Raw genomic sequence first — 20898 nt, 5'->3', positions numbered from 1 at the left:
GACGCCCTCATAAGTTTCTATATAATAAGAACTTATGAGGGCTGTTTTATTTTTAACCTTAATGCAGTAAAGATATACGCTATATTTGTGGCCTCGGAGCAAGTGTTGGATGTGAGCGCTTAAGCGAACATTCAACGCGCCGCGACTAAAGTCACAAATATAGCGTATTTCGTTTCCTGCCTTCGTCGGTTTAGCCTATAAATTACTATCTAATCTGTCCTTCTCCCCGGATGATATATTTATAAGTACATAATTCTTCTAAGCCCATTGGTCCTCTGGCATGAAGTTTCTGGGTGGAGATTCCCATCTCGCATCCGAGTCCAAATTCGCCTCCATCTGTGAAGCGGGTAGAAACGTTCACATATACTGCGGCACTATCTACTCTCATAGTAAAATAGTCTGCTGCTTCTTTTGATTCTGTGATAATTGCTTCACTGTGACCTGTAGAATGTTTTGAAATATGCTCTACTGCTTCTTCCACGCTATCTACTATTTTTACCGCAAGAATGTAATCAAGGAATTCTGTATCAAAATCATCTGCCCCAGCCGGTGTTCCTGAAATAATTTTAGCGGCTCTATCGCAAAGACGCAGTTCCACCGGAATTTCACCTTTTTCTTTTCGTTCTTCTACTAATTTTTTCTGTAATAATGGCAGGAACTTTTCAGCAACTGCACTGTGGACAAGAAGAACTTCTTCTGCATTACAAACGCTTGGGCGGCTGGTTTTGGCATTTTCAATGATTTGTAATGCTTTCTCAAAACTGGCACTTTCATCGACATAGACATGGCAGATTCCTGTTCCGGTCTGAATACATGGTACTTTGGCGTTCTCTACGCAGGAACGGATAAGGCCAGGGCCTCCTCTTGGAATGAGTAAATCCACATAACCGACTGCTTTCATCAATTCTACAGAACTTTCTCTGCTGGTATCTTCGATAAGCTGGATGCCTTCTCCTGGAAGATTTGACTTTACCATACCTTCTTTTAAGGCAGTAACTACAGCATTCGCACTCTTCCACGCTTCTTTTCCACTTCGAAGAACACAGACATTACCACTCTTAATACAAAGGGCTGCTGCATCGCTTGTTACATTTGGACGGCTCTCGTAAATAATTGCGATAACTCCCATTGGAACTGCTGTCTTTTCAATGACAATTCCATTTGGGCGTTCTACAGTTCTTAATACTTTTCCGGCAGGGTCATCTAAGTCAATCAGCTCTCTGATTCCCTTTGCCATTCCCTCGATTCGACCAGCATCTAACATTAAGCGGTCAATCATGACATCAGAAATCTTTCCTCTTGCTGCTTCCACATCCTGTTTATTTGCCTCTAAAATTGCATCTGTATGTGCTAAAAGGGCATCTGCCATATTGGCAAGTGCCTTGTTTTTGGTTTCGGTATCTGCTGAGTTAATCGCATTTTTCGCTGTGACTGCCTGTGTCAGTATCTCTTTTGTTGTCATGCTTTTTTCCTCCCGATAAACTTTGTTCCCACCTTTTCTCCATCAATGATATTGTAGAGAAGTTCTGGTTTTGTTCCGTTAGCAATAATCATATCAATGCCGGCATTCATTGAGATTTCTGCCGCATGAATCTTTGTAATCATTCCACCAGTACCAAGTGTTGTTCCTTTTGTACCTGCTAATTCTTTTATTTCCGGAGTAATAGAAAATACAGTATCAATTAACTGAGCATCCGGGTTATTACGCGGGTCGCCGGTATAAAGACCATCAATATCACTTAAAATAATCAATAAATCTGCATTTGCATTCTCTGCAACGATTGCTCCCATTGTATCATTATCACCCACAGAAATTTCCTGTGTTGCAATGGTATCATTTTCATTGATAATCGGAATAACATTTAACTCTAACAGACGGTTTAATGTACTCTGAAAATTCTTGTGGCTTTCTTCATTTGAAAAGTCAAGCCCGGTAATCAGCATCTGTGCAACGATATGATTATATTCTCTGAATAATTTATCATAAAGATACATCAGTTCACACTGTCCTATCGCTGCTGCGGCCTGCTTTGTGGGCATATCTTCGGGCTTACTTTTCATATTCAGTTTACCGACACCCATACCGATAGCACCGGAAGATACCAAAATAAGCTCATGTCCTGCATTCTTTACATCACTTAAGATTTTGCAAAGCTTTTCTGTTCTTCTGATGTTGATTCTTCCGCTTGTATGGGTCAATGTTGATGTTCCCACTTTTACAACGATTCGCATAATAACCTCCTAAAAAAGGCACCTGCTGCGAACAGATGCCTTTTTATTTATAAATATTTTATAATACTTTACTTAAGAAACTCTGAGTTCTCTCATTTGTTGGATGGTCCATAACCTCTTCCGGGGTTCCCTGTTCCATAATAACACCCTGGTCAATGAAAAATACTCTGTCTGCTACATCATGGGCAAATCCCATCTCGTGAGTAACTACAACCATAGTCATACCCTCTGCAGCCAGCTCTTTCATAACATCAAGAACCTCACAAACCATTTCAGGGTCAAGTGCTGAAGTTGGCTCATCAAATAACATGATATCTGGTTCCATCGCAAGCGCACGGGCAATCGCTACACGCTGCTGCTGTCCACCGGAAAGCTGTTTTGGCTTCGCATCTGCTTTCTCTGCCAGGCCAACACGCTTTAACAGCTCAAGAGCCTTCTTTTCTGCTTCTTCTTTAGACTTTAACTTAAGTTCTACAGGAGCAAGCATAATATTCTCTTTTACTGTATAATGAGGGAACAGGTTAAACTGCTGGAATACCATTCCGATATGCTGACGAATCTTGTCAATATTTGAATTCTTTTCCGTAATACTCTGTCCATCTACAAGAATCTCTCCGGCTGTTGCTTCCTCTAAACGATTCAGACAGCGAAGAAATGTTGACTTACCAGAACCAGAAGATCCAATGACACAGATCACCTCACCGGCTTTAATCTCTGCATCAATTCCCTTTAAAACATGTACATGTCCAAAACTCTTCTTTAGACCTTTTACATGAATCTTTACATCTTTTTCAGTTGTCATTACGCATTCATCCTCCTTTCAACATATCTTGAGATAAATGACAGAACTGTCACTATCAAAAGGAAGAAGACTGCTACCCATGTATATGTTGCAAATGATTCCATCGTTCTTCCTACATAAATCTTTGCATTATACATAACCTCTGATAAACCGATTGCGTAAAGAATCGTAGAATCCTTTAACGTAATAATAAACTGGTTTACAAGAGATGGGAGACAGATACGCACTGCCTGCGGAAGAATAATCTTCTGCATTGACTTTGCATAACTTAAACCAAGACTTCTTGCCGCTTCCATCTGTCCTTTATTAACGGACTCAATAGAACCTCGGAAAATCTCAGAAATATAAGCGCCTGCATTCAGGGCAAGTGTAACTAAACTGGCTGTAAATACGGTAATGCGGAACTGTGAGCCTGTAACCGCCTGAACTAACTGTGGCAGAGCAAAATAGAAATAAAATGCCTGCACCAGCATCGGAGTACCACGAATCAGCCAAATATAAAACTTTGCGATTCCACGTAATACAATATTACTGGAAATATTCATAAGACATACGAAAATACCGATAACCAAAGCGATGATCAGAGATAGAATCGTAATCTTAACTGTCATAGTAAGTCCAGTCAACAATGTTGGATAGACTTCACTTAAAACTCCAAATAGATTCATAAATTAACCTCTTACCTAACCTTTGTCTCTCAATTATTTCGCTGAGGTATATTTTGCAACGATCTCATCATAAGTACCGTTCGCTTTAATATTCTTTAAACCTTCATTAAACATCTTGAGTAAATCTGCGTTCTGTCCTTTTAATACGGCAAAACCATAAGGTGTGGAGAAGTTATCTTTCTCTTCTGCTACGATTTCAAGACCATTACCCTGAGAAACACCATAAGCCATTACAGGCTGATCTTCGAAACATGCAACGGTATTGCCTGTCTTAACATCCTGGTACATTGTTGCGGAATCATCAAAATATGTGATATCAAATCCATATTTATCTTTTAAAGACTCAGCACAGTCAGCTCCCTGTGTACCTGTCTTCGCTGCAACTTTCTTACCTTTTAAATCTTCATATCCCTTGATGTCACTGCCTTTCTTTACAGCCATACATACATAGGAATCATAGTAAGCTTCGGAGAAGTCATATTTTTTCTGTCTTTCTTCTGTGATAGACATACCGGCAATTGTTCCATCTGCCTGTCCGGACTCAAGAGCAGCTACAGCGGCATCAAAACCAAGAGACTGTAAATCATACTTAAATCCCTGATCTTTTGCGATCGCAGCTAAGATATCTACATCAATACCTACGAATTCATTTTTATCATTTGTGAATTCAAATGGTGCAAAAGTTGTATCTGTCGCGATAATATAAGTCTTATCAGAAGCACTGCCTCCTTCTGAACTGGATTCTGCCTTGTTTGAGCTGCTTCCACATGCTGCTAATGATAACATCATAACTGCTGCTAAAGCTACAGATAAGAATTTTTTCATAATGTATCCTTCCTTTCTTAATTCTTATTATTTTATACTCACCATTCTATTATATCTATTTTGAATAAAAAATGCAAGAAGCTTTCAAAATATATTCACTTTATTTTTTTACGATTTTCTTTCTTCTGAAAATTTTTCTTGACTTTTTGCCTTATATGAAATATTATAAGCCAAAATCGTCAAAACGATTTAGTAAAAATTTATTTTTATACCGGCAATCTATTTATCGGTATAATATACATTTATGATAAGGAGATGTAGAATTATGAAAACAGTCACAATCAAGTTTGGCTCTGTGGATAATGCGACATCATTTGTAAAAGCTATTGAAGATTTTGAAAGCCACTTTGACTTAATTTATGGACAGTACGTTGTAGATGCCAAGTCTCTTCTTGGAGTAATGACTATGGATATCCGCAACAAAGTTGATTTAAGAATCATGGAAAGAGAAAATGAGATGCCAACGATCATGAAGGCAATCTCCCCTTATATCGCAGCATAATTTTTTCTTCAAATTGTATGCCTGAATTGGACCTTCCAATTTGAATCTTAACAGAATTTATGCTATAATGAAAATGCTCGGAGGCTCAATTTTTTAAAGCTGACGAGCATTTTCTATATTTAGGAGGGACAGCTTATGTGGTTCGATGAAGCAGTAGTTTACCAGATTTATCCATTAGGACTCTGTGGAGTTTTAAATGAAGAAAGAAGCAGCGATGACAGTGTCGTGGGACATTCCATCCTTGAAGTAAAGGACTGGATTTCTCATATTAAAAAGCTCGGTGCTACCTGTATTCTTTTTAATCCTCTTATGGAAAGTGACTATCATGGATATGACACCAGAGATTATTACACTGTAGACCGCCGCCTTGGCACGAACGATGACTTAAAGGAAGTATGTGATGCTATTCATGAAGCCGGTCTTAAAATCTTATTTGACGGTGTATTTAATCATGTTGGCCGCGGTTTCTGGGCATTTAAGGATGTGCAGGAAAAGAAATGGGACAGCCCATATTGTGGATGGTTTCATTTAAGTTTTGATGGAAATACAGAATATAACGATGGATTCTGGTATGAGGGATGGGAAGGACATAACGAACTTGTTAAGTTAAATCTTGATAATCCGGATGTCAGACAGCATCAGTTCGATGCAATCAAACAGTGGACAGACCTTTATGGCATTGACGGTCTCCGCCTTGATGTTGCTTACTGTCTGAGTGATTTTTACTTAAAAGAGCTACGCCGTTTTACCAGTACTCTGAAAGAAGATTTTGTTCTTATGGGAGAAACATTACATGGCGATTATAATATGTATATGAATGATGAGAAGTGTCATTCTGTTACAAACTATGAATGTTACAAAGGATTGTATTCCAGTTTTAACTGTGCGAACATGCATGAGATCAGCTACAGCTTAAACCGCCAGTTTGGTTATGAAAACTGGTGTATTTACCGCGGAAAGCATCTTCTCTCTTTTGTAGATAACCATGATGTCAGCCGTATTGCCACTATATTAGAGGATAAACAGCAGCTGCCTGTTATTTATGGCCTGCTATTTGGAATGCCAGGTGTTCCTTCTATATATTATGGAAGCGAATGGGGCATTGAAGGTAAAAAACAGGGACGTGATGAAGAGATTCGTCCTCGTCTTGAAAAACCGGAATGGAACGAACTTTCTGATGCAATTGCCGCTTATGCGAAAGCACACCACACTCACCCGGCTTTATACAACGGTGGCTATGCGAATCTTCTTGTAAGAGATAAACAACTCATTTTTGAAAGAAGCTGTGATGAGGAACGTGTTATTGTTGCAATCAATGCCGATTCCAACACATTTCATGCTGATTTTAATGCGCGCTCCGGTCTTGGAACAGATCTTGTTACAGGAGAAACTGTTGACTTTGGCGGTGGGATGGATCTTCCACCATATAGCGTGGCTTACTGGAAAACCGAAGTAATCTAAGTAAAAATATAGAAATTTATTAAAATAAAAAAGGATGGTCATCTATGAAGTTAAGCAATGCAGAAATGCAGGAAATTGATACGATATTAGAAAAATATTGCAACACCAAAGAGGCACTTTCCATGAAAAATTTCTGCCAGCACGGCAGTGTAAGCACTTATAAACATGTTATGTACGTCACAAGAGTATGTTATTACTTAAATAAACACTTCGGACTTGGGGCAGATGTAAAGTCCCTCGTTGTCGGTGCTTTTCTTCATGACTTCTATCTTTACGACTGGCACGAAAAAGATGACAGCCATAAGTGGCATGGATTCTCCCACGCGCACACAGCCTTGCTGAATGCTGATGCCCGCTTTGCTCTAACCGATAAAGAGCGGGATATTATCGCACATCATATGTGGCCGCTGAATTTGACAAAACTGCCTCGGTGTAGAGAAGCGCTGTTGGTGTGCCTGGTTGATAAATATTGCTCTACGGTTGAAACTCTTACTATGCGGTCGGCAGAATCAGCATTCTGATTTGCTGCAGGCAAAGCTGACGAAACATTAAAATCGTCTGTTTTGGCCTGCACAAATCAGAATTGTCTATTCAAGATAATCAGAAAAAGCCTCCTCATATTCTTGATATTTCTCATACCAGATGAGATTTTGCTGTAGATATTCTTCTGATAATTCTTCGAATCGTTTGTGGAGTTCTCTCTGTCTTTTTGTCCATTTCTCTGATTGGTATTGCTCAAAGGTAAGGTTATCTAACTCGGTAGCAGCTTGTTTTTGCCAGTATTCTATATTTTTCTGGCATTTTTCGAGCTGTTCTCTGGCGAGAGTCAGCTGCCAGTCTGTGTAGGATTGTTCGGTGTTAAAGCGGGCACTCTGATGGCGTTCTTTTGCCGGAACAGATAGAAGTCCTTCTACTAAGGCAGTATTTTCTGCTTCTACCACGTCTGCCCAGGTCTGATCGCCTTCTCTTTTTTTCTTTAGCATATGAAGATAGTGCTCATAGTTAAATGGATAGTATTTTACACCATCTTCTTCGAATAATAACAAGGCATCTGCAATTTTGCTGACAAAGTATCTGTCGTGGGAAATGAACAGCATTGTCCCTGTATATGCAGAAAATGCCGATTCCATCGTTTCTTTTGCCGGTAAGTCCATATGATTGGTTGGCTCGTCTAAAACTAAGAAGTTTGGGCGGCTTTCAAGAATTTCTGCCAGAATTAAGCGGCTCTTTTCTCCACCGGATAAATCACGGATTTTTACATTTGCCTTTTGAGAGGAAAACAAATATCTTCCTAATATCTGACGTTTTTCTTTTTCTGTTAATTTGGGAAAACATTCGCCAAAATGCTCTTCTACTCTTTTTTCTGACTGTATTTCCCCGGAATGCTGGTCAAAATATCCTGTTGCAATTCCATTGCCAATTATATATTTTCCCGAGATTGGCTGGAGTTGCCCAATGATTGTCTTAAAAAATGTGGTTTTTCCTGCTCCGTTAGCTCCAAGTACTGCTATTTTCTGCCCTCGTCGGATTCGCAGGGTAAGTTCCCTGATAGGATTTTTGTAGCCGATCTTTAAATGCTCGGTTTCTAAAACATTTTTTGCTCCTGGCATAAGCGGCTCTAACTTTTCTTTAAAAATATAGGCTTCTTCTTTATCTGGCTTTTCCACTTTTTGCATCCGCTCTAACACTTTTTTCTTAGAACGTGCCATCGAAGCTTTTTTTGGCTTATGTTTAAACTTTTCTATCAGTTCATTTAATCTTGCTATTTCTTTTTGCTGTGCATCATATTTTTTCTGCTGGGACACTCTTTGCTTTTCCTTTTGCTTTTTATATTCTGTATAATTGCCGACATAGCGCATTAATTTCCCATCAGAAAGTTCATAAATGATTTCTGCAGTACGGTCAATGAAAAATCGGTCGTGAGAAACCATAATAACTGCCTTTTCATAGGAGACAAGATATTCTTCCAGCCACTCTACTGATGCAATATCCAGGTGGTTTGTTGGTTCGTCCAGAAGCAAAATATCTGGCTTTGATAATAAAAGCTTAATAAATGCCAGCTTAGTCTGCTCTCCACCGGAAAACTGCCCGATTTTTTTGCATTTATCTTCTTTTTTAAAGCCAAATCCAGTAAAAATCCGGTCATATTCTTTCTCAAAATAATATTTTTCTTTGGAGAAAATATCCTCCTCGCTTACTAAAGACAATATTTCTTCCTCTACGGTCCGCTCTGCATTTGAAAAGCTTTGCTGATGCAAAAATCCGATTGAAATCGCTTTATCAGTTGTGATTCCTTTTCCAAAGCGTTTATCATCTCTATCTAAGGATAATTCCCCACTAATTAAACGTAAAAGCGTTGTCTTTCCTGCTCCGTTACGTCCGACAACCGCTATTTTTTCCTGTCCTTTTATTGAAAAATCAATATGATTTAAGATGGTCTTGCCTCCAAGAGAAACGGTTCCATTTTCAATCTGATAACGCATAATTATTCACCATCTACTGTCCTGTAGACAACGTCTCCGCTTTTTCCGCCAGATTTGCTGCACAGGCAGACTTCATAAATTTCCATTGTCTTATCTACCGATTTACACATATCATAAATGGTAAGGAGCGAAATCTGTACTCCTGTCAGCGCTTCCATCTCGACACCCGTTTTTCCTGTTGTTTTTGTCTCGCAGACTGCAGTTATACTGCTGCTTTCTTCCTGCATGATGAAATCAACTGTTACAGAGGTAAGATTTAAGATATGACATAAAGGAATTAATTCGGAAGTTTTCTTTGCTCCCATAATGCCTGCAATACGGGCTACCCCCAGCACATCTCCTTTTTTCATGTCCTGATATTTTATTTTATCGAAACATTCTCTACTCATGCGGATAGATCCTTTGGCAACAGCAACTCTCTTTGTCACTGCTTTCTCACTCACATCCACCATAACAGCATTTCCATGTTTATCAAAATGCGTGTATTCCATATTTTTTCCTTTCTTTTTTACTTTCCAAACCCACAATTTGGGAATGTACATACTGGACAGTTTAAACATAAACCGCCCTCTCCCAGTGCCGCCAACTCTTCAACACTTATTTCATCATCTGCCATAATGCGTGGAAGTGCCAAATCAAAAATCGTTCTTTTTGCATACATAACGCAGCCTGGCAATCCTATGATTGGAATATTTCCATTATAGTAACTTAATAAAAACATTGCTCCTGGAAGAACTGGTGCTCCGTAAGAAACAATTTCCGCTCCTGTATTTTTAATCGCAAGCGGTGTCTTATCATCCGGATCAACGCTCATTCCACCGGTACAAAGAACAAGGTCCGCCCCCCTTTCAATAAAGGAAAGAATTGCTTTTGTAATCTTTTCATGATCATCGTTACAGATTTTCTGTCCGATAACTTCGGTATCGTATTCTGCAAGTTTTTCCTTAATAACAGGAGTGAAAGTATCCTCAATTCTGTGGTAATAGACTTCATTTCCTGTTGTAACGATACCGACTTTTTTATGAACAAATGGTTTTAATTCAAGGATTGGCTCTCCCCCGCAGACTGCCTTTGCCTGTTCCATCTTTTCTCTTTCAATGACAAGCGGAATAATTCTTGTTCCAGCAAGCTTATCTCCCTTTTTCACTGCAAAGTTTCCGTGACGGGAGGCAATCATCAGCTCCCCCATCCCATTGATCTTTTTCATTTTGTCACTGTCTACTTTTAAAAGCCCGTCAATATCTGCAACAAGTTCAATCTTTCCCTCTTTTACCGAAGTTGGATGCATATATTCTCCCTGACACATTTCCCGAAGGATTTCTGCCGCCTCATTTTCGTGAAGTCTGGTCTCTCCCTTTTCCCAAATATAAACGTTGTCTTTTCCAACGCTTAGTAATACTGGAATATCTTCTTCTGTAATCACATGTCCTTTGCGAAAAACTGCATCCTTGGTAACGCCTTTTATAATCTGTGTGATATCGTGACACAGTACCTGCCCTACTGCGTCCTGTGTTTTCATTAATTTCATTATTGCTACCTCTTTTATTTTTTCAATAAATTTTTGTCTAAATTCAATGTTTCGTCTTTTTACTATTCTCTGTTATTCCCGAACAACATCCTCAATCAGTATATCAAAAGTACCGCCGCACGCCATCCCAACACGCGCTGCCACATCCGCATCCATCACAAAATGGAATAAAAATGCCCCGCCGCTGCCAATCATTTCGTGTCCTTTTTCGATAACCTTACTCTCTGCTAAACCTCCTCCGACACTTCCCAGAATGGATTTATCTTCAAAAATTAACATTTTAGCTCCTTCTTTTCTAGGAGAAGAACCCTGTGCTTTTAATATTGTTGCCATCGCACATGGTCGAGTTCCATTAAGCCACTCTAATAGTACCTCATAGTCAAGCTCTGTCTGCACCGTTCCATCTGTTTTTTTCGTTCTCTTTTCTAAAATAAGTTCTGCTAGAATAGAAATGGCAATTTCTGGCGGAGTCACTCCATTAATCGGCAGACCAATCGGGTTATGTACCTGTGCGATTTTCTCTTCAGGAACACCCATCTCACGAAACATCTTAAACTGTGCACTCACTCTTCTTTTGGAGCCAATCATTCCAAGATACCCTGGGAGTTCATGGGTTAAAATATAGTAAAGACAATCTCCGTCACAGCTATGTCCTCTTGTAACAATTGCAACATAATCGTTTTTATTGATATTCAATGTTGGAAGCACATCCGTAAACTTTCCGCAAATCACTTTTTTGGCATGAGGAAACCGTTCTCTATTGGAAAATTCTTCTCTCTCATCCACAACCCAGACATCAAATCCTGTCTTGGCTGCAAATTCACATAAATATCCAGAAATATGGCCTCCACCGAGAACGATAAGGCGTTCTTCCTTTGCGATTGGTTCAAAGAAACGATATGCATTTTCTTCTTTTCTAAGAATAGGCTGGTAAGAAAAATCTTCTTCTGTCTGCTCTATAATTTTTCTTTTTAAAATAACATTTGTATTCGACTCCGGTATCCCTCCTGTTTCTTTTGAAGAAATTTCTGTCACAAGATTACAAACTTTTTCCTCAAATAAATATTTCTGTAAATGTTTTTTCATCTATAAAAACTCCTTTAAAATTAATTTTGCTGCTATCACATATTTTATTTTGATAGTTAAACATTGTAAAATCTGTACTATTCCTTAATGTGCTATTCTTAAAAAGATAAATATAAGTACAGCAAAACTTTATAGCTTCTATAATTATACAAATTACACAAGTAAGTTCCTTATATTTATCCATTTTTATTCACTTGATTTATAAAATTTTGATCATAAATATATTATAGCAATAATATACTATTATCTCAAGTTCTAGAGCGTGTTTGAAAAATGCTTTCTGTAAGATGTATGTTACAATTTGTGGGAGATTTTGCCTGAATGAGGGCGGCGTAGTGGGCTACGTCAACTGAATGAAGGCAAAATATACCGCAAATTGGAGCGTGCAGATTGCGGGAATGATTTTTCAAACACGCTCTACCCTCTCATAACTTGGTTTCCACTCTGTCTATAAATTGCAGCAAAATTCTAACTTTTTGCAATTTTCTTACGTATATCTTGCATTTTTTTCAAAAATATGTTGAAATACCTTTTATTCTGTGCTATTTTAGTATTGTTTGCTATATAACAATACAGCATTACTCTCTGGAGAGTCTTTACCTCAATGTAAAGCGCCGAAGGTGTACGGCAGTATATCTGCTAATCTCTCAGGCAAAAGGACAGGGCACTATAAATGCATGTTTACTCTTTAGAGGGCTGATAATGGGTATCAGTCCTTTTTGTGTCTTTAGAAAACTGTGAATTCTTACTTTGCAAAGGCAGTTTCCCCTTTTCCGAGATGATTTTTCAGGAGAATCAATTGTGATATGGTTATTCATATTGTATTTCACACAGAAAAATCTATTAAGAAAGGAAAGATAGAATTATGCCTTTCATATTAAGAAGGCATAGTCTGTCAAAACAAGTAGTATGTTTGGAACAATCAACTCAATCTTAACCAAAATTGATGATTTAGTATGGGGGGTCCCGTTAATCGTCATGATTCTGGCAACCGGTATCTTTCTGACAATCCGTTTGAAAGGTATTCAGGTTCGTAAACTTATCCTCGCTTTTAAGTATATGTTCTCGAATGAAACGGATGGAGAACACGGAGAAATTTCCAGTTTTGGAGCATTATGTACCGCTCTTTCTGCTACGATCGGAACCGGTAACATTGTAGGTGTTGCTACGGCTATCGTTGCTGGTGGACCGGGCGCACTTTTCTGGATGATCATTGCTGCCACTGTTGGTACAGCTACAAAGTACTCCGAATGTCTTCTCGCCATCAAATACAGAACGGTTGCAGACGATGGACATATCGTCGGTGGACCATTTTATTACATAGAAAAAGGTATGGGCGAAAACTGGAAATGGCTTGCGAAAATCTTTGCTGTTTTCGGTGTTATGGTAGGTCTTTTAGGTATTGGTACCTTCTCACAGATTAATGGTATTACCAGTGCGGTAAATAATTTCTTTGATGCAAACAATGCATGGACCGTACAGTTATTTGGAAGAGATTATTCTTGGACAGTTGTTATTGCCGGAATTATTTTAACAATTTTTGTTGCTTTCGTTATTATTGGAGGTCTTCGAAGAATTTCTGCTGTAGCACAGGTTGTTGTTCCATTTATGGCTGCCGCTTACATTATTGCCGCTGTTGTAATTTTAATTCTTAACTATAAAGCTATTCCTGGTGCTGTTGTAGAAATCGTTCAGAGTGCTTTTGGTATGCGTGCGGTTGCCGGTGGTGCTCTTGGTGCTATGATGCTTGCTATGCAAAAAGGTATTGCCCGTGGTATTTTCTCTAACGAGGCCGGTATCGGAAGTGCACCAATCGCTGCTGCTGCTGTACAGACTACAGAACCTGTAAGACAGGGACTTGTATCTATGCTTGGTACGGTTATTGATACCATTATCATTTGTACAATGACTGGGCTTTCCATTGTCATTACCGGAAGCTGGGACAAGGGACTTGAAGGTGTTGCTGTTACAACAAGAGCATTCCAGGTTGGACTTCCTTTCCCTGCAAAGGTATCCGCCTTTATCTTAATGCTTTGCCTTGTATTCTTTGCATTTACTACAATTCTTGGATGGGACTATTACAGTGAAAGATGTCTTGATTATCTGACAGGCAATAACCAAAAAGTAGTTCGTGCTTATCGCTGGATTTACATTGCCTGCGTATTTATCGGACCTTACATGACTGTTTCTGCTGTATGGACTATTGCGGATATTGTAAATGGTCTTATGGCGATTCCAAACCTGATTGCGCTTCTCGCATTGAATGGAGTTGTCGTGGCAGAAACGAAAAAATATTTCAAGAAGTTCTGATTTATCTAGATAAACAGACGCTCACAAAGAGAGCCTATCCCCTATATTTGTGACTTTAGTCGCGGCGGTTTGAACACTCGCTTCATATGCTCGTATCCAAACCTTGCTCCGAGGCCACAAATATAGGGGATAGGCTCTCTTTGCTGGCTGACTGTGGATGCTGGTACAAAATCAGAATTCATGTTAGAGATTTGGGGATTCTCCAGAATATTATGAATTTGTAAAAGGCCTGCGTATTTTCTTATAAAACCACAGTCTTTCTGGAAATTTCCAAATTCCTCTAACTGGTTTTCTGAGCTGTCAACGCACAGAACTCCTGAAGCTAAATAAAGCATATTTGTGGCCTCGGAGCAAGGTTTGGATGTGAGTGCTTTAAGCGAACATTCAAACCGCCGCGACTAAAGTCACAAATATGCTTTATTTAGCTTCAGGAGTTCGTCTGCTTTGCAGCCTCACAAATCAAAATTTCTTTTGCTTTTTCTGGAGGGTTTTCCTTAATGATTTTGGCCACAGTTTCGTACCCTAACTTCGGTGTATAGGCCGTTGCAAAAGCATAGGATTGTTCTAAGTGTTTTTTGCAATTTTCCACATCAGGTTCTATCGTTTCAACACATTTTTCCCTGAAGATCGTGACAGCTCTTTCTGCAAGTTCAAGGCTTTCTAAGAGACTGTCTGCAATAAGTGGTAAAAAGGCATTGAGTTCAAATTCTCCATGAGCTGCTGCCATTGTGATTGCGGTATCATTTGCGATGATTCGCATGGCACATTGCATAGTCATCTCTGGAATGACAGGATTTACTTTTCCCGGCATGATTGTGCTGCCCTGCTGCATTGCTTTTAAGTGCAATTCTCCAATGCCCCCTCCTGGTCCGGAATTCATAATCCGAAAATCATTGGCAATTTTCATGAGGTTTACTGCCAGTGCTTTCAATAAACCAGAGACTTCCACGAACACATCATTGTTCTGTGTTAAGTCCATCGGATATTCGGCTGCAGCAAGTCCAAGTCCGGTAAGCCGACGCAATTCCTCTATGACACGAAAACGATATTTATGCTGTGCATTATCGGAAAGACCTACTGCCGTTCCACCAAGATTGACCTGTCTAAGCCTCTCTTCTACTTTATAAATTCGCCAGCGGTCTCTTGCGATTGCCTGGGCACAGGCACCAAATTCTTCTCCAAGCGTGATTGGAACCGCATCCATCCACTCGGTTCTTCCTAGCTTTTCGATATCCTGAAAGGCATTTTCTTTTTCCTGTAAGGAAGTCTGTAATGCTGCACAGGCATCGCTTAACTTTCTGATAAGAAAAATGGAGGCAATTCGAAGTGCTGTCGGATAGACATCATTGGTGGACTGTCCTCTGTTTACATCGTCTAAGGGATGAATACAGTTATAGTCTCCATAGTTTTTCCCTAAATGTTTTAATGCGATATTGGCAATGACTTCGTTAACATTCATATTTGTCGATGTACCTGCCCCGCCCTGTAATGCCTGTGTAACAAACAGGGCATCTATTCCTCTTCGATTATCTTCCGCCTGATTTTGATTATCTCGATTATGTTCCGCCTGCTGAGAAAAACTTTTGTCCTCTTCTGTTTTTAAAAGTAATTCATCGCATGCCGCTACGATTGCCTGATACTTTTCTTTTTCTATATCTTCCACAAGATTCTCATATGTTTTTGCTGCCGCTTTTTTTACGAGAAGCATTGCGTGAATCAAATGCAGATTTACTTTTTTATGAGAAAGTGGAAAGTTTTCAACAGCTCTTTGTGTATTGATTCCATATACGGTTTCATCTGTTAAATATTTTTCTCCAAGGGTATCCTTTTCTAATCTCAAAGTACTCCGCTCCTTTACTGTCTTTTAAAGTGTGTTTGAAGTATCTTTTAACGCTTTAATTCTTCTAAAAGATACGGAAAAATACCAATACTTCTCTCCAAAATCCCCTGCATATAAGCAATTGCTGTCCCATAGTTTGTAAATGGAATATTCTGATCTTTCGCACACTTCATGCGGTACTTCATTTCACGTTCATTTAACATACAGCCCCCACAGTGGATTATCAGTGAAAACGGTGATAAATCTTCAGGAAATTCCCGTCCGGAAGACGTCTCGATTGTAAGCTTTTTGCCTGTATAATTTTTCAACCAGCGAGGAATCTTGACACTGCCAATATCATCACACTGACGATGATGTGTACAACCTTCTGAAATCAATATACGGTCACCGTCTTTTAGTCTGTCAATGGCAGCCGCTCCAAGTACTGCCTCCTCAAGAAATCCTTTGTATCTTGCCATTAAAATAGAAAAGGAAGTAAGAGGAATTTCCTCTGGCACATCTGCACTTACTTTTGCAAATACCTGACTGTCGGTAATTACCATTGCCGGACGCTTTCCAATCGTATCAAGTAATTCTCTAAGTTCATATTCCTTCACACAAATAGCCGCTCCGTCTGCCTCTAATACATCACGAATTACCTGCTGCTGTGGCAAAATTAATCTTCCCTTTGGTGCTGCCTTATCAATCGGAATAACAAGCACAACAAGATCCGCCGGATGAACCAGGTCTCCGACAAGCTGAAGTTTCTGATTATCTGTCTTTACCAGTCTGGCAAGTTTTTCTTTTAACTCATTGATGTGTTTTTTTTCTAATGCACTAACACAGATACTATTTACCTGTTCAGATTGCTCTGTACGCAACAGATTTTTCTGTTCTTCTGAAAGAATATCTTCCTTATTATATACAAGCAGATATGGAATCTCTTTTTCCTTAAAAATAGCAAGCAATTCTTCCTCACACTGCTTTATTCCTTCTGTAGCATCAATAACAAGTACTGCAATATCTGTACGGTTAAGTATCTGCTTTGTCTTGCGGACACGAAGTTCTCCAAGATGCCCTTTGTCGTCAAAACCTGGCGTATCAATAATCATAACCGGTCCTAACGGAAGAAGTTCCATTGCTTTTGAGACCGGGTCGGTTGTTGTTCCTTTTGTGTCAGATACGACAGCTAACTCCTGCCCTGTTACCGCATTTACCACGCTGGATTTTCCAGCATTTCGTCTGCCAAAAAAACCAATATGTATTCTTTCCCCGGATGGGGTATCATTTAAACCCATAAAAATGCTCCCTTTCAAACTATACTTGTCTACAGACGATTTTAAGAAAAGAATCCAAAGTATTTTTATTCCGTCACGTTAAACATTCCATTCTGCCCCAAAACAAAACTTCTCGATAACTCTCTCGAAGTTTTTGGTCAGAATTCCATAACGTGAAAGTCATAAAAATATCTTTGATTCTTTTCTTAAAATCTGTCTTTGTAATAGATACTTTTTTCTTAAAAATAATAAATATACTCTCTAATTTATAAGATTTCAATCAATGCTTTAATCTCTTCCTCCTTTGTAGCCCAGCTTGTAGCAAGACGAATGATCGTGTGGTTATCATCTGCCTTTTCCCAAAAGCTTATCGCTACTTTTTGCTCTAATTCTTTCAACCTTTCATCTTCTAATACAAGAAAAATCTGATTGGTCGGAGAGTCAATATAAAAAGTATATCCCTTCTCCTTTAGAGCCTGCTTCAATGTATCCGCTGTTTTGATTGCATTTTTACTAATCTCAAAATACAGATTATCGGTAAAAAGGGTATCAAACTGTACACCAAGCACTCTCCCTTTTGCAAGAAGTGCTCCGTGTTGCTTTACCGTAGTCATGAAATGTTTCGGTGCATTATTCTTCGGAAATACAACTGCCTCTCCGCATAATGCTCCAACCTTTGTACCACCGATGTAAAATGCATCACATAAAGAAGCAATGTCCGCTAGTGTCACATCATTTTCTTCACTGACAAGACCGTAGCCAAGTCTTGCACCATCTAAATAAAGTGGTGCATCATACTCATGACAGACTATAGACAACTCTTCCAACTCTTTTTTACTGTAAAGTGTACCGTATTCTGTCGGATGAGAAATGTACACCATTCCCGGAAAAACCATATGTTCATGGTTGCCGTCTGCATAAAAATCTGCAAAATACTGTTTTACAGCTTTTGCAGTAATCTTCCCGTTCTTATGCGGAATTGCCAACACTTTATGGGCGGATGCTTCAATTGCTCCTGCCTCATGTGTGCTGATATGGCCTGTATTTGCCGCAACAACACCTTCATACTGACTTAGTATCGCATCAATAACTGTAGCATTCGTCTGTGTTCCACCAACTAAAAAATAAATATCTGCCTCTGGACATTCACAGACTTCCCTGATCTTCTGCTTTGCTGACTCACAATATTGATCTGTCCCATAGCCGGACAACTTTTCCATGTTTGTTTCTAACAAACGCAGTAAAATCTTTTCATGGGCGCCTTCTGAATAATCATTTACAAAATCTAGCATTATATGTCTCCTCTAAAAAAAATCATTTTTATTATAGCACAAACTATAGCAAAAAAGCAGCGAGAACCCACTTGATAAAATACACTTTTTTAGAGCGTGTTCGAAAAATGCTTTCTGCAAGATGTGCGTCACAATTTGTGGGAGATTTTGTCTGAATGAGGGCGGCGTAGCGGGCTACGTCAACTGAATGAAGGCAAAATATACCGCAAATTGGGGCGTGCAGGTTGCAGGAATGATTTTTCAAACACGCTTTAGCACTTCCCCATTATTTTCTTTTGTTTATAATAAATCCAGCAACGTATTATATACCTTCTCATTATTCTTTACTACCAAAGCTATACTTTCCCTTGCATGATTCAACCTGTGAAAAATCTTTCTTACATATGAACTTCCATTTTTCATAAAACAGGCTGCCCTTAGATATCCTTCTTCATCATAATAATACCGCTCATCAAGCAGCAGAACTATTTTATCCATATCTCTGACCGCCTGCATTTTTAAATCTGCCTGCGCTTCCTGCCTCTCCGATTCTTCTATTTCAACCCACTGGTATCCCTGCTTTATATAATCACTTAGCAAATTCTCTGCCTCAACATCATCATTGGCATATACTACAAAAATGTGCGGATATCCCCTTGAATTCATCCTCGGCGGCAAATGCATCATATTCTGAATAAATGTAGAAAGTTCCGCATTCGTCCGAATACGATTTGTTAATCGAAAAACCTTAATATCTGTCTGATTTTCCAACTTTTTTATATTCTCTTTATCCATTTCTTCTGATGAGATAACATCTTCAGAATCACTGGAAAATATCACAGGCTGCTCTTTGCTTAACTCTAACAATCTCTCTATCTTATCTTTGGAAAGCAAATGTGCCTCATCAACTAAAATCCCTCTATATTTTTCAAGCGGTATTTGTGTTCCGGCTTTTCTTTCTTCGCAATTAAATTGCTTCCTTTGATCATAATCCTGGCTGCTATCTGGTCCTTTATCCTGCCCGCTATTCTGACTGCCACTTTTCTTCTCGATGCGAATCTGCTCATCTGCCAAAAAATCAATTCTTTGTAAGCGTTCATGTAATATTCTCCACTTTTCTCCATTCTCCTCGCAATGTACCATACAGATTCGATGGCGAACAGACAGCTTCATAGCAATATCATAAAGAAGCAAGGTTTTTCCTGTTCCCGGAATTCCACTAAACCAAAAACATCCTGATTGCTTTACATAAATATCTCTTAAAATCTTTTTCTCAATATCTCTTTGCTGAGAAGTCAGGAAATATTCCTTTTTTAAAAAACGGACGGGGTCTGTTATCGGTGAAATCAAATATAACTCCGCCCGAAACAAATCTTCGATATTTCCTTCATAATTCGTACCTTCTTTTTGTAAATCCTCACATAATCTTTCCCAGTCTGCATCCACGATATGATCATGATGTGTCAGACGAACCAGCCTGTTCTGGCTGCTAATATAGGTATAAGATTGAATTGGTCTTCCTAAAACAGATAAATAATAGCGATTCTGAATCAGCTGCTTACGAATTGCCTGATCCGAAACCACCCCACTCTTTAATTCAATATTTACAATATGATTGTCCTTAATCTGAAGAAGATCAAACTCTTTTCCCAATCTTGGAATCTGGAAAGAATAGAAAAAACGGAGGGAATATACTTCCTGCATATGCATTTCCAACTGAGCTGCCAATGCCCTCATACTCCCCCATTCCCAGGTACGTATTTTTAAAGGAAACTTCCTTCCAGATAACTGCCTTTCCAGTTTTGATATATGCTCTATACTCTGATTTCTTGTAAGTGTATAAATTGATAGTGATTTCACTTTGTCACCTCGAATGGAATCATTACTTTATTTTTAATGTTCTAAGATACATTTTCTGCTCCGGTGTTATCCGATAACTCTCAATCGCTTTTTGAATTGTTTTATTATGTGTCCAGACATCCAGCTTTTTATCCTCTATAAATGGAAGAATGTTCTCATATTGTTTTGCAAGTGCCGTAGCAAAATACCATGCCCGCATCATATTCACATAATACTCTTTCGAACAAATCTGCATCACCTTTTCCGGATACTCCATCTGAAAATTTTCATCCAGATAATATCGCATCAACATACCAATTCCAAATCGTATCGTATATGTATGCTGTGATTGTATCCAGCGATACACCTCTTCTATAAATACATCAAGATGCTTTTTTACCGTACGGACAGCAAGCAAATCACAAGTTGCCCAATTATCTATAAAAGGCAGAAATCGTTCCAGCTCCTGTAAACACTTTTCGTAATCCTTTATCTGCTCTAGTAAAAGACCATGCAGATTATTTTCTTCATAATACGAATGTGGAAGCACTTGCAAAAACAGCCTTGCCTCTTTAGTTTTACCAAACTCTTTTGCAAATGAACGCAGTACAGGAATCCGAACGCCGATAATCTTCTCCTTATTCACCGTCGGCATAAGCTTCGCATGAAAATCCCGATACTTTATATCCTGAAGATCAAAAAGTTTTGACTGTATATCTTTTACTATGTTTTTCTGGTTCATGATTTTCCTTTCTGACGCTATATATTTATGGTACTGCCAAAATTTAAGTCGAG

18 protein-coding genes, 4 pseudogenes and 1 riboswitch are annotated in these 20898 nt (G+C 38.9%); of the genes and pseudogenes, 6 read left to right on the top strand and 16 right to left on the bottom strand.

Annotated features, from left to right (window positions below):
* Nucleotides 1–205 precede the first annotated feature (205 nt).
* The 5 genes from EUBHAL_RS06040 to EUBHAL_RS06020 are packed head-to-tail and all read right to left on the bottom strand — an operon-like array spanning nt 206 to nt 4527.
* Nucleotides 206–1462, bottom strand: a complete 1257-nt coding sequence (locus tag EUBHAL_RS06040) for a glutamate-5-semialdehyde dehydrogenase (RefSeq protein WP_005346465.1) — start codon at nt 1460–1462, stop codon at nt 206–208.
* Nucleotides 1459–2232, bottom strand: a complete 774-nt coding sequence (gene proB / locus EUBHAL_RS06035; RefSeq protein WP_005346462.1) for a glutamate 5-kinase — start codon at nt 2230–2232, stop codon at nt 1459–1461. Before proB ends, EUBHAL_RS06040 begins: the two co-directional genes overlap by 4 nt.
* 58 nt (nt 2233–2290) lie before the next feature.
* Complete coding sequence (locus tag EUBHAL_RS06030; RefSeq protein WP_005346460.1) at nt 2291–3034, bottom strand: amino acid ABC transporter ATP-binding protein; 744 nt, start codon at nt 3032–3034, stop codon at nt 2291–2293.
* The gene (locus EUBHAL_RS06025) at nt 3034–3702 is read right to left on the bottom strand and encodes an amino acid ABC transporter permease (protein ID WP_005346457.1); all 669 of its coding nucleotides are present in this window, start codon (nt 3700–3702) and stop codon (nt 3034–3036) included. Before EUBHAL_RS06025 ends, EUBHAL_RS06030 begins: the two co-directional genes overlap by 1 nt.
* A gap of 33 nt (nt 3703–3735) precedes the next feature.
* Nucleotides 3736–4527: a transporter substrate-binding domain-containing protein gene (locus tag EUBHAL_RS06020; protein ID WP_005346454.1), complete on the bottom strand. Its 792-nt coding sequence runs from the start codon at nt 4525–4527 to the stop codon at nt 3736–3738.
* Between the two features lie 265 nt (nt 4528–4792).
* Here EUBHAL_RS06020 and EUBHAL_RS06015 point away from each other — a divergent pair, with 265 nt between their 5' ends.
* The 3 genes from EUBHAL_RS06015 to EUBHAL_RS06005 all read left to right on the top strand — a co-directional run bounded on the left by EUBHAL_RS06015 (nt 4793) and on the right by EUBHAL_RS06005 (nt 7011).
* A complete protein-coding gene (locus EUBHAL_RS06015; RefSeq protein WP_005346452.1) occupies nt 4793–5029 on the top strand; it encodes an HPr family phosphocarrier protein in 237 nt (78 codons plus the stop codon).
* A gap of 135 nt (nt 5030–5164) precedes the next feature.
* A complete protein-coding gene (locus EUBHAL_RS06010) occupies nt 5165–6490 on the top strand; it encodes an alpha-amylase family glycosyl hydrolase (RefSeq protein ID WP_005346449.1) in 1326 nt (441 codons plus the stop codon).
* A gap of 44 nt (nt 6491–6534) precedes the next feature.
* Entirely contained in the window at nt 6535–7011 is a 477-nt protein-coding gene (locus EUBHAL_RS06005) for an HD domain-containing protein (protein ID WP_005346447.1), read from the top strand.
* A gap of 66 nt (nt 7012–7077) precedes the next feature.
* Here the strand turns inward: EUBHAL_RS06005 and EUBHAL_RS06000 are convergent, their stop codons facing one another.
* From EUBHAL_RS06000 to EUBHAL_RS16790, 5 genes and pseudogenes are all read right to left on the bottom strand, one after another.
* Nucleotides 7078–8973 (bottom strand): ABC-F family ATP-binding cassette domain-containing protein, encoded by a 1896-nt coding sequence (locus tag EUBHAL_RS06000; RefSeq protein ID WP_005346444.1) that lies wholly within the window; start codon nt 8971–8973, stop codon nt 7078–7080.
* 2 nt (nt 8974–8975) lie between these two features.
* Complete coding sequence (gene moaC, locus EUBHAL_RS05995) at nt 8976–9464, bottom strand: cyclic pyranopterin monophosphate synthase MoaC (protein WP_044922255.1); 489 nt, start codon at nt 9462–9464, stop codon at nt 8976–8978.
* A 17-nt stretch (nt 9465–9481) separates the two neighbouring features.
* Nucleotides 9482–10501 (bottom strand): molybdopterin-binding protein, encoded by a 1020-nt coding sequence (locus EUBHAL_RS05990; RefSeq protein ID WP_005346440.1) that lies wholly within the window; start codon nt 10499–10501, stop codon nt 9482–9484.
* 72 nt (nt 10502–10573) lie between these two features.
* On the bottom strand, nt 10574–11587 hold the full coding sequence (locus tag EUBHAL_RS05985) for an XdhC/CoxI family protein (protein ID WP_005346438.1): 1014 nt from the start codon (nt 11585–11587) through the stop codon (nt 10574–10576).
* A 248-nt stretch (nt 11588–11835) separates the two neighbouring features.
* Nucleotides 11836–11937, bottom strand: a pseudogene (locus EUBHAL_RS16790) (DUF6783 domain-containing protein); the annotation flags it as partial.
* On the opposite strand from EUBHAL_RS16790, the pseudogene EUBHAL_RS16785 reads away from it, so the two are divergent.
* Nucleotides 11905–12018 (top strand): annotated as a pseudogene (locus EUBHAL_RS16785) (DUF6783 domain-containing protein). The pseudogenes EUBHAL_RS16790 and EUBHAL_RS16785 overlap by 33 nt on opposite strands.
* A 144-nt stretch (nt 12019–12162) precedes the next feature.
* Nucleotides 12163–12260, top strand: a riboswitch (glycine riboswitch).
* 236 nt (nt 12261–12496) lie between these two features.
* Complete coding sequence (locus EUBHAL_RS05980; RefSeq protein WP_005346434.1) at nt 12497–13897, top strand: alanine/glycine:cation symporter family protein; 1401 nt, start codon at nt 12497–12499, stop codon at nt 13895–13897.
* Nucleotides 13898–14324: 427 nt separating this feature from the next.
* Here EUBHAL_RS05980 and EUBHAL_RS05970 read toward each other — a convergent pair whose 3' ends face one another.
* The 4 genes and pseudogenes from EUBHAL_RS05970 to EUBHAL_RS16780 all read right to left on the bottom strand — a co-directional run.
* On the bottom strand, nt 14325–15737 hold the full coding sequence (locus EUBHAL_RS05970) for an aspartate ammonia-lyase (RefSeq protein WP_005346432.1): 1413 nt from the start codon (nt 15735–15737) through the stop codon (nt 14325–14327).
* Nucleotides 15738–15784: 47 nt separating this feature from the next.
* A complete protein-coding gene (hydF, locus tag EUBHAL_RS05965; RefSeq protein WP_005346430.1) occupies nt 15785–17014 on the bottom strand; it encodes a [FeFe] hydrogenase H-cluster maturation GTPase HydF in 1230 nt (409 codons plus the stop codon).
* 245 nt (nt 17015–17259) lie between these two features.
* Complete coding sequence (locus EUBHAL_RS05955; RefSeq protein ID WP_005346425.1) at nt 17260–18285, bottom strand: threonine aldolase family protein; 1026 nt, start codon at nt 18283–18285, stop codon at nt 17260–17262.
* A 43-nt stretch (nt 18286–18328) separates the two neighbouring features.
* Nucleotides 18329–18469: pseudogene (locus tag EUBHAL_RS16780) on the bottom strand (DUF6783 domain-containing protein); the annotation flags it as partial.
* Between EUBHAL_RS16780 and EUBHAL_RS16775 the strand changes: the two are divergent.
* Nucleotides 18407–18640, top strand: a pseudogene (locus tag EUBHAL_RS16775) (DUF6783 domain-containing protein). The pseudogenes EUBHAL_RS16780 and EUBHAL_RS16775 sit on opposite strands and share 63 nt — an antisense overlap.
* Here EUBHAL_RS16775 and EUBHAL_RS05950 read toward each other — a convergent pair.
* Together EUBHAL_RS05950 and EUBHAL_RS05945 are read right to left on the bottom strand one after the other, a co-directional pair.
* Nucleotides 18565–20124 carry a DNA/RNA helicase domain-containing protein gene (locus EUBHAL_RS05950; protein ID WP_005346422.1) on the bottom strand — a complete coding sequence of 520 codons (1560 nt, stop codon included), beginning with the start codon at nt 20122–20124 and terminating at the stop codon, nt 18565–18567. The pseudogene EUBHAL_RS16775 and the gene EUBHAL_RS05950 overlap by 76 nt on opposite strands.
* Before the next feature lie 22 nt (nt 20125–20146).
* Entirely contained in the window at nt 20147–20845 is a 699-nt protein-coding gene (locus EUBHAL_RS05945; RefSeq protein ID WP_005346420.1) for a DNA alkylation repair protein, read from the bottom strand.
* Between the last annotated feature and the right edge of the window lie 53 nt (nt 20846–20898).

It is taken from the genome of Anaerobutyricum hallii DSM 3353, assembly GCF_000173975.1.
Lineage (GTDB): Bacteria > Bacillota > Clostridia > Lachnospirales > Lachnospiraceae > Anaerobutyricum > Anaerobutyricum hallii.
Note: the sequence above shows the minus strand (reverse complement) of the source record. Positions and strands in the feature narration are given on the sequence as shown.

Bases quoted from the DNA above. Each gene is read 5' to 3' on its own strand.
- EUBHAL_RS06040 (WP_005346465.1), bottom strand. From the start codon at position 1,462: ATGACAACAAAAGAGATACTGACACAGGCAGTCACAGCGAAAAATGCG.
- proB (WP_005346462.1), bottom strand. From the start codon at position 2,232: ATGCGAATCGTTGTAAAAGTGGGAACATCAACATTGACCCATACAAGC.
- EUBHAL_RS06030 (WP_005346460.1), bottom strand. From the start codon at position 3,034: ATGACAACTGAAAAAGATGTAAAGATTCATGTAAAAGGTCTAAAGAAG.
- EUBHAL_RS06025 (WP_005346457.1), bottom strand. From the start codon at position 3,702: ATGAATCTATTTGGAGTTTTAAGTGAAGTCTATCCAACATTGTTGACT.
- EUBHAL_RS06020 (WP_005346454.1), bottom strand. From the start codon at position 4,527: ATGAAAAAATTCTTATCTGTAGCTTTAGCAGCAGTTATGATGTTATCA.
- EUBHAL_RS06015 (WP_005346452.1), top strand. From the start codon at position 4,793: ATGAAAACAGTCACAATCAAGTTTGGCTCTGTGGATAATGCGACATCA.
- EUBHAL_RS06010 (WP_005346449.1), top strand. From the start codon at position 5,165: ATGTGGTTCGATGAAGCAGTAGTTTACCAGATTTATCCATTAGGACTC.
- EUBHAL_RS06005 (WP_005346447.1), top strand. From the start codon at position 6,535: ATGAAGTTAAGCAATGCAGAAATGCAGGAAATTGATACGATATTAGAA.
- EUBHAL_RS06000 (WP_005346444.1), bottom strand. From the start codon at position 8,973: ATGCGTTATCAGATTGAAAATGGAACCGTTTCTCTTGGAGGCAAGACC.
- moaC (WP_044922255.1), bottom strand. From the start codon at position 9,464: ATGGAATACACGCATTTTGATAAACATGGAAATGCTGTTATGGTGGAT.
- EUBHAL_RS05990 (WP_005346440.1), bottom strand. From the start codon at position 10,501: ATGAAATTAATGAAAACACAGGACGCAGTAGGGCAGGTACTGTGTCAC.
- EUBHAL_RS05985 (WP_005346438.1), bottom strand. From the start codon at position 11,587: ATGAAAAAACATTTACAGAAATATTTATTTGAGGAAAAAGTTTGTAAT.
- EUBHAL_RS05980 (WP_005346434.1), top strand. From the start codon at position 12,497: ATGTTTGGAACAATCAACTCAATCTTAACCAAAATTGATGATTTAGTA.
- hydF (WP_005346430.1), bottom strand. From the start codon at position 17,014: ATGGGTTTAAATGATACCCCATCCGGGGAAAGAATACATATTGGTTTT.
- EUBHAL_RS05955 (WP_005346425.1), bottom strand. From the start codon at position 18,285: ATGCTAGATTTTGTAAATGATTATTCAGAAGGCGCCCATGAAAAGATT.
- EUBHAL_RS05945 (WP_005346420.1), bottom strand. From the start codon at position 20,845: ATGAACCAGAAAAACATAGTAAAAGATATACAGTCAAAACTTTTTGAT.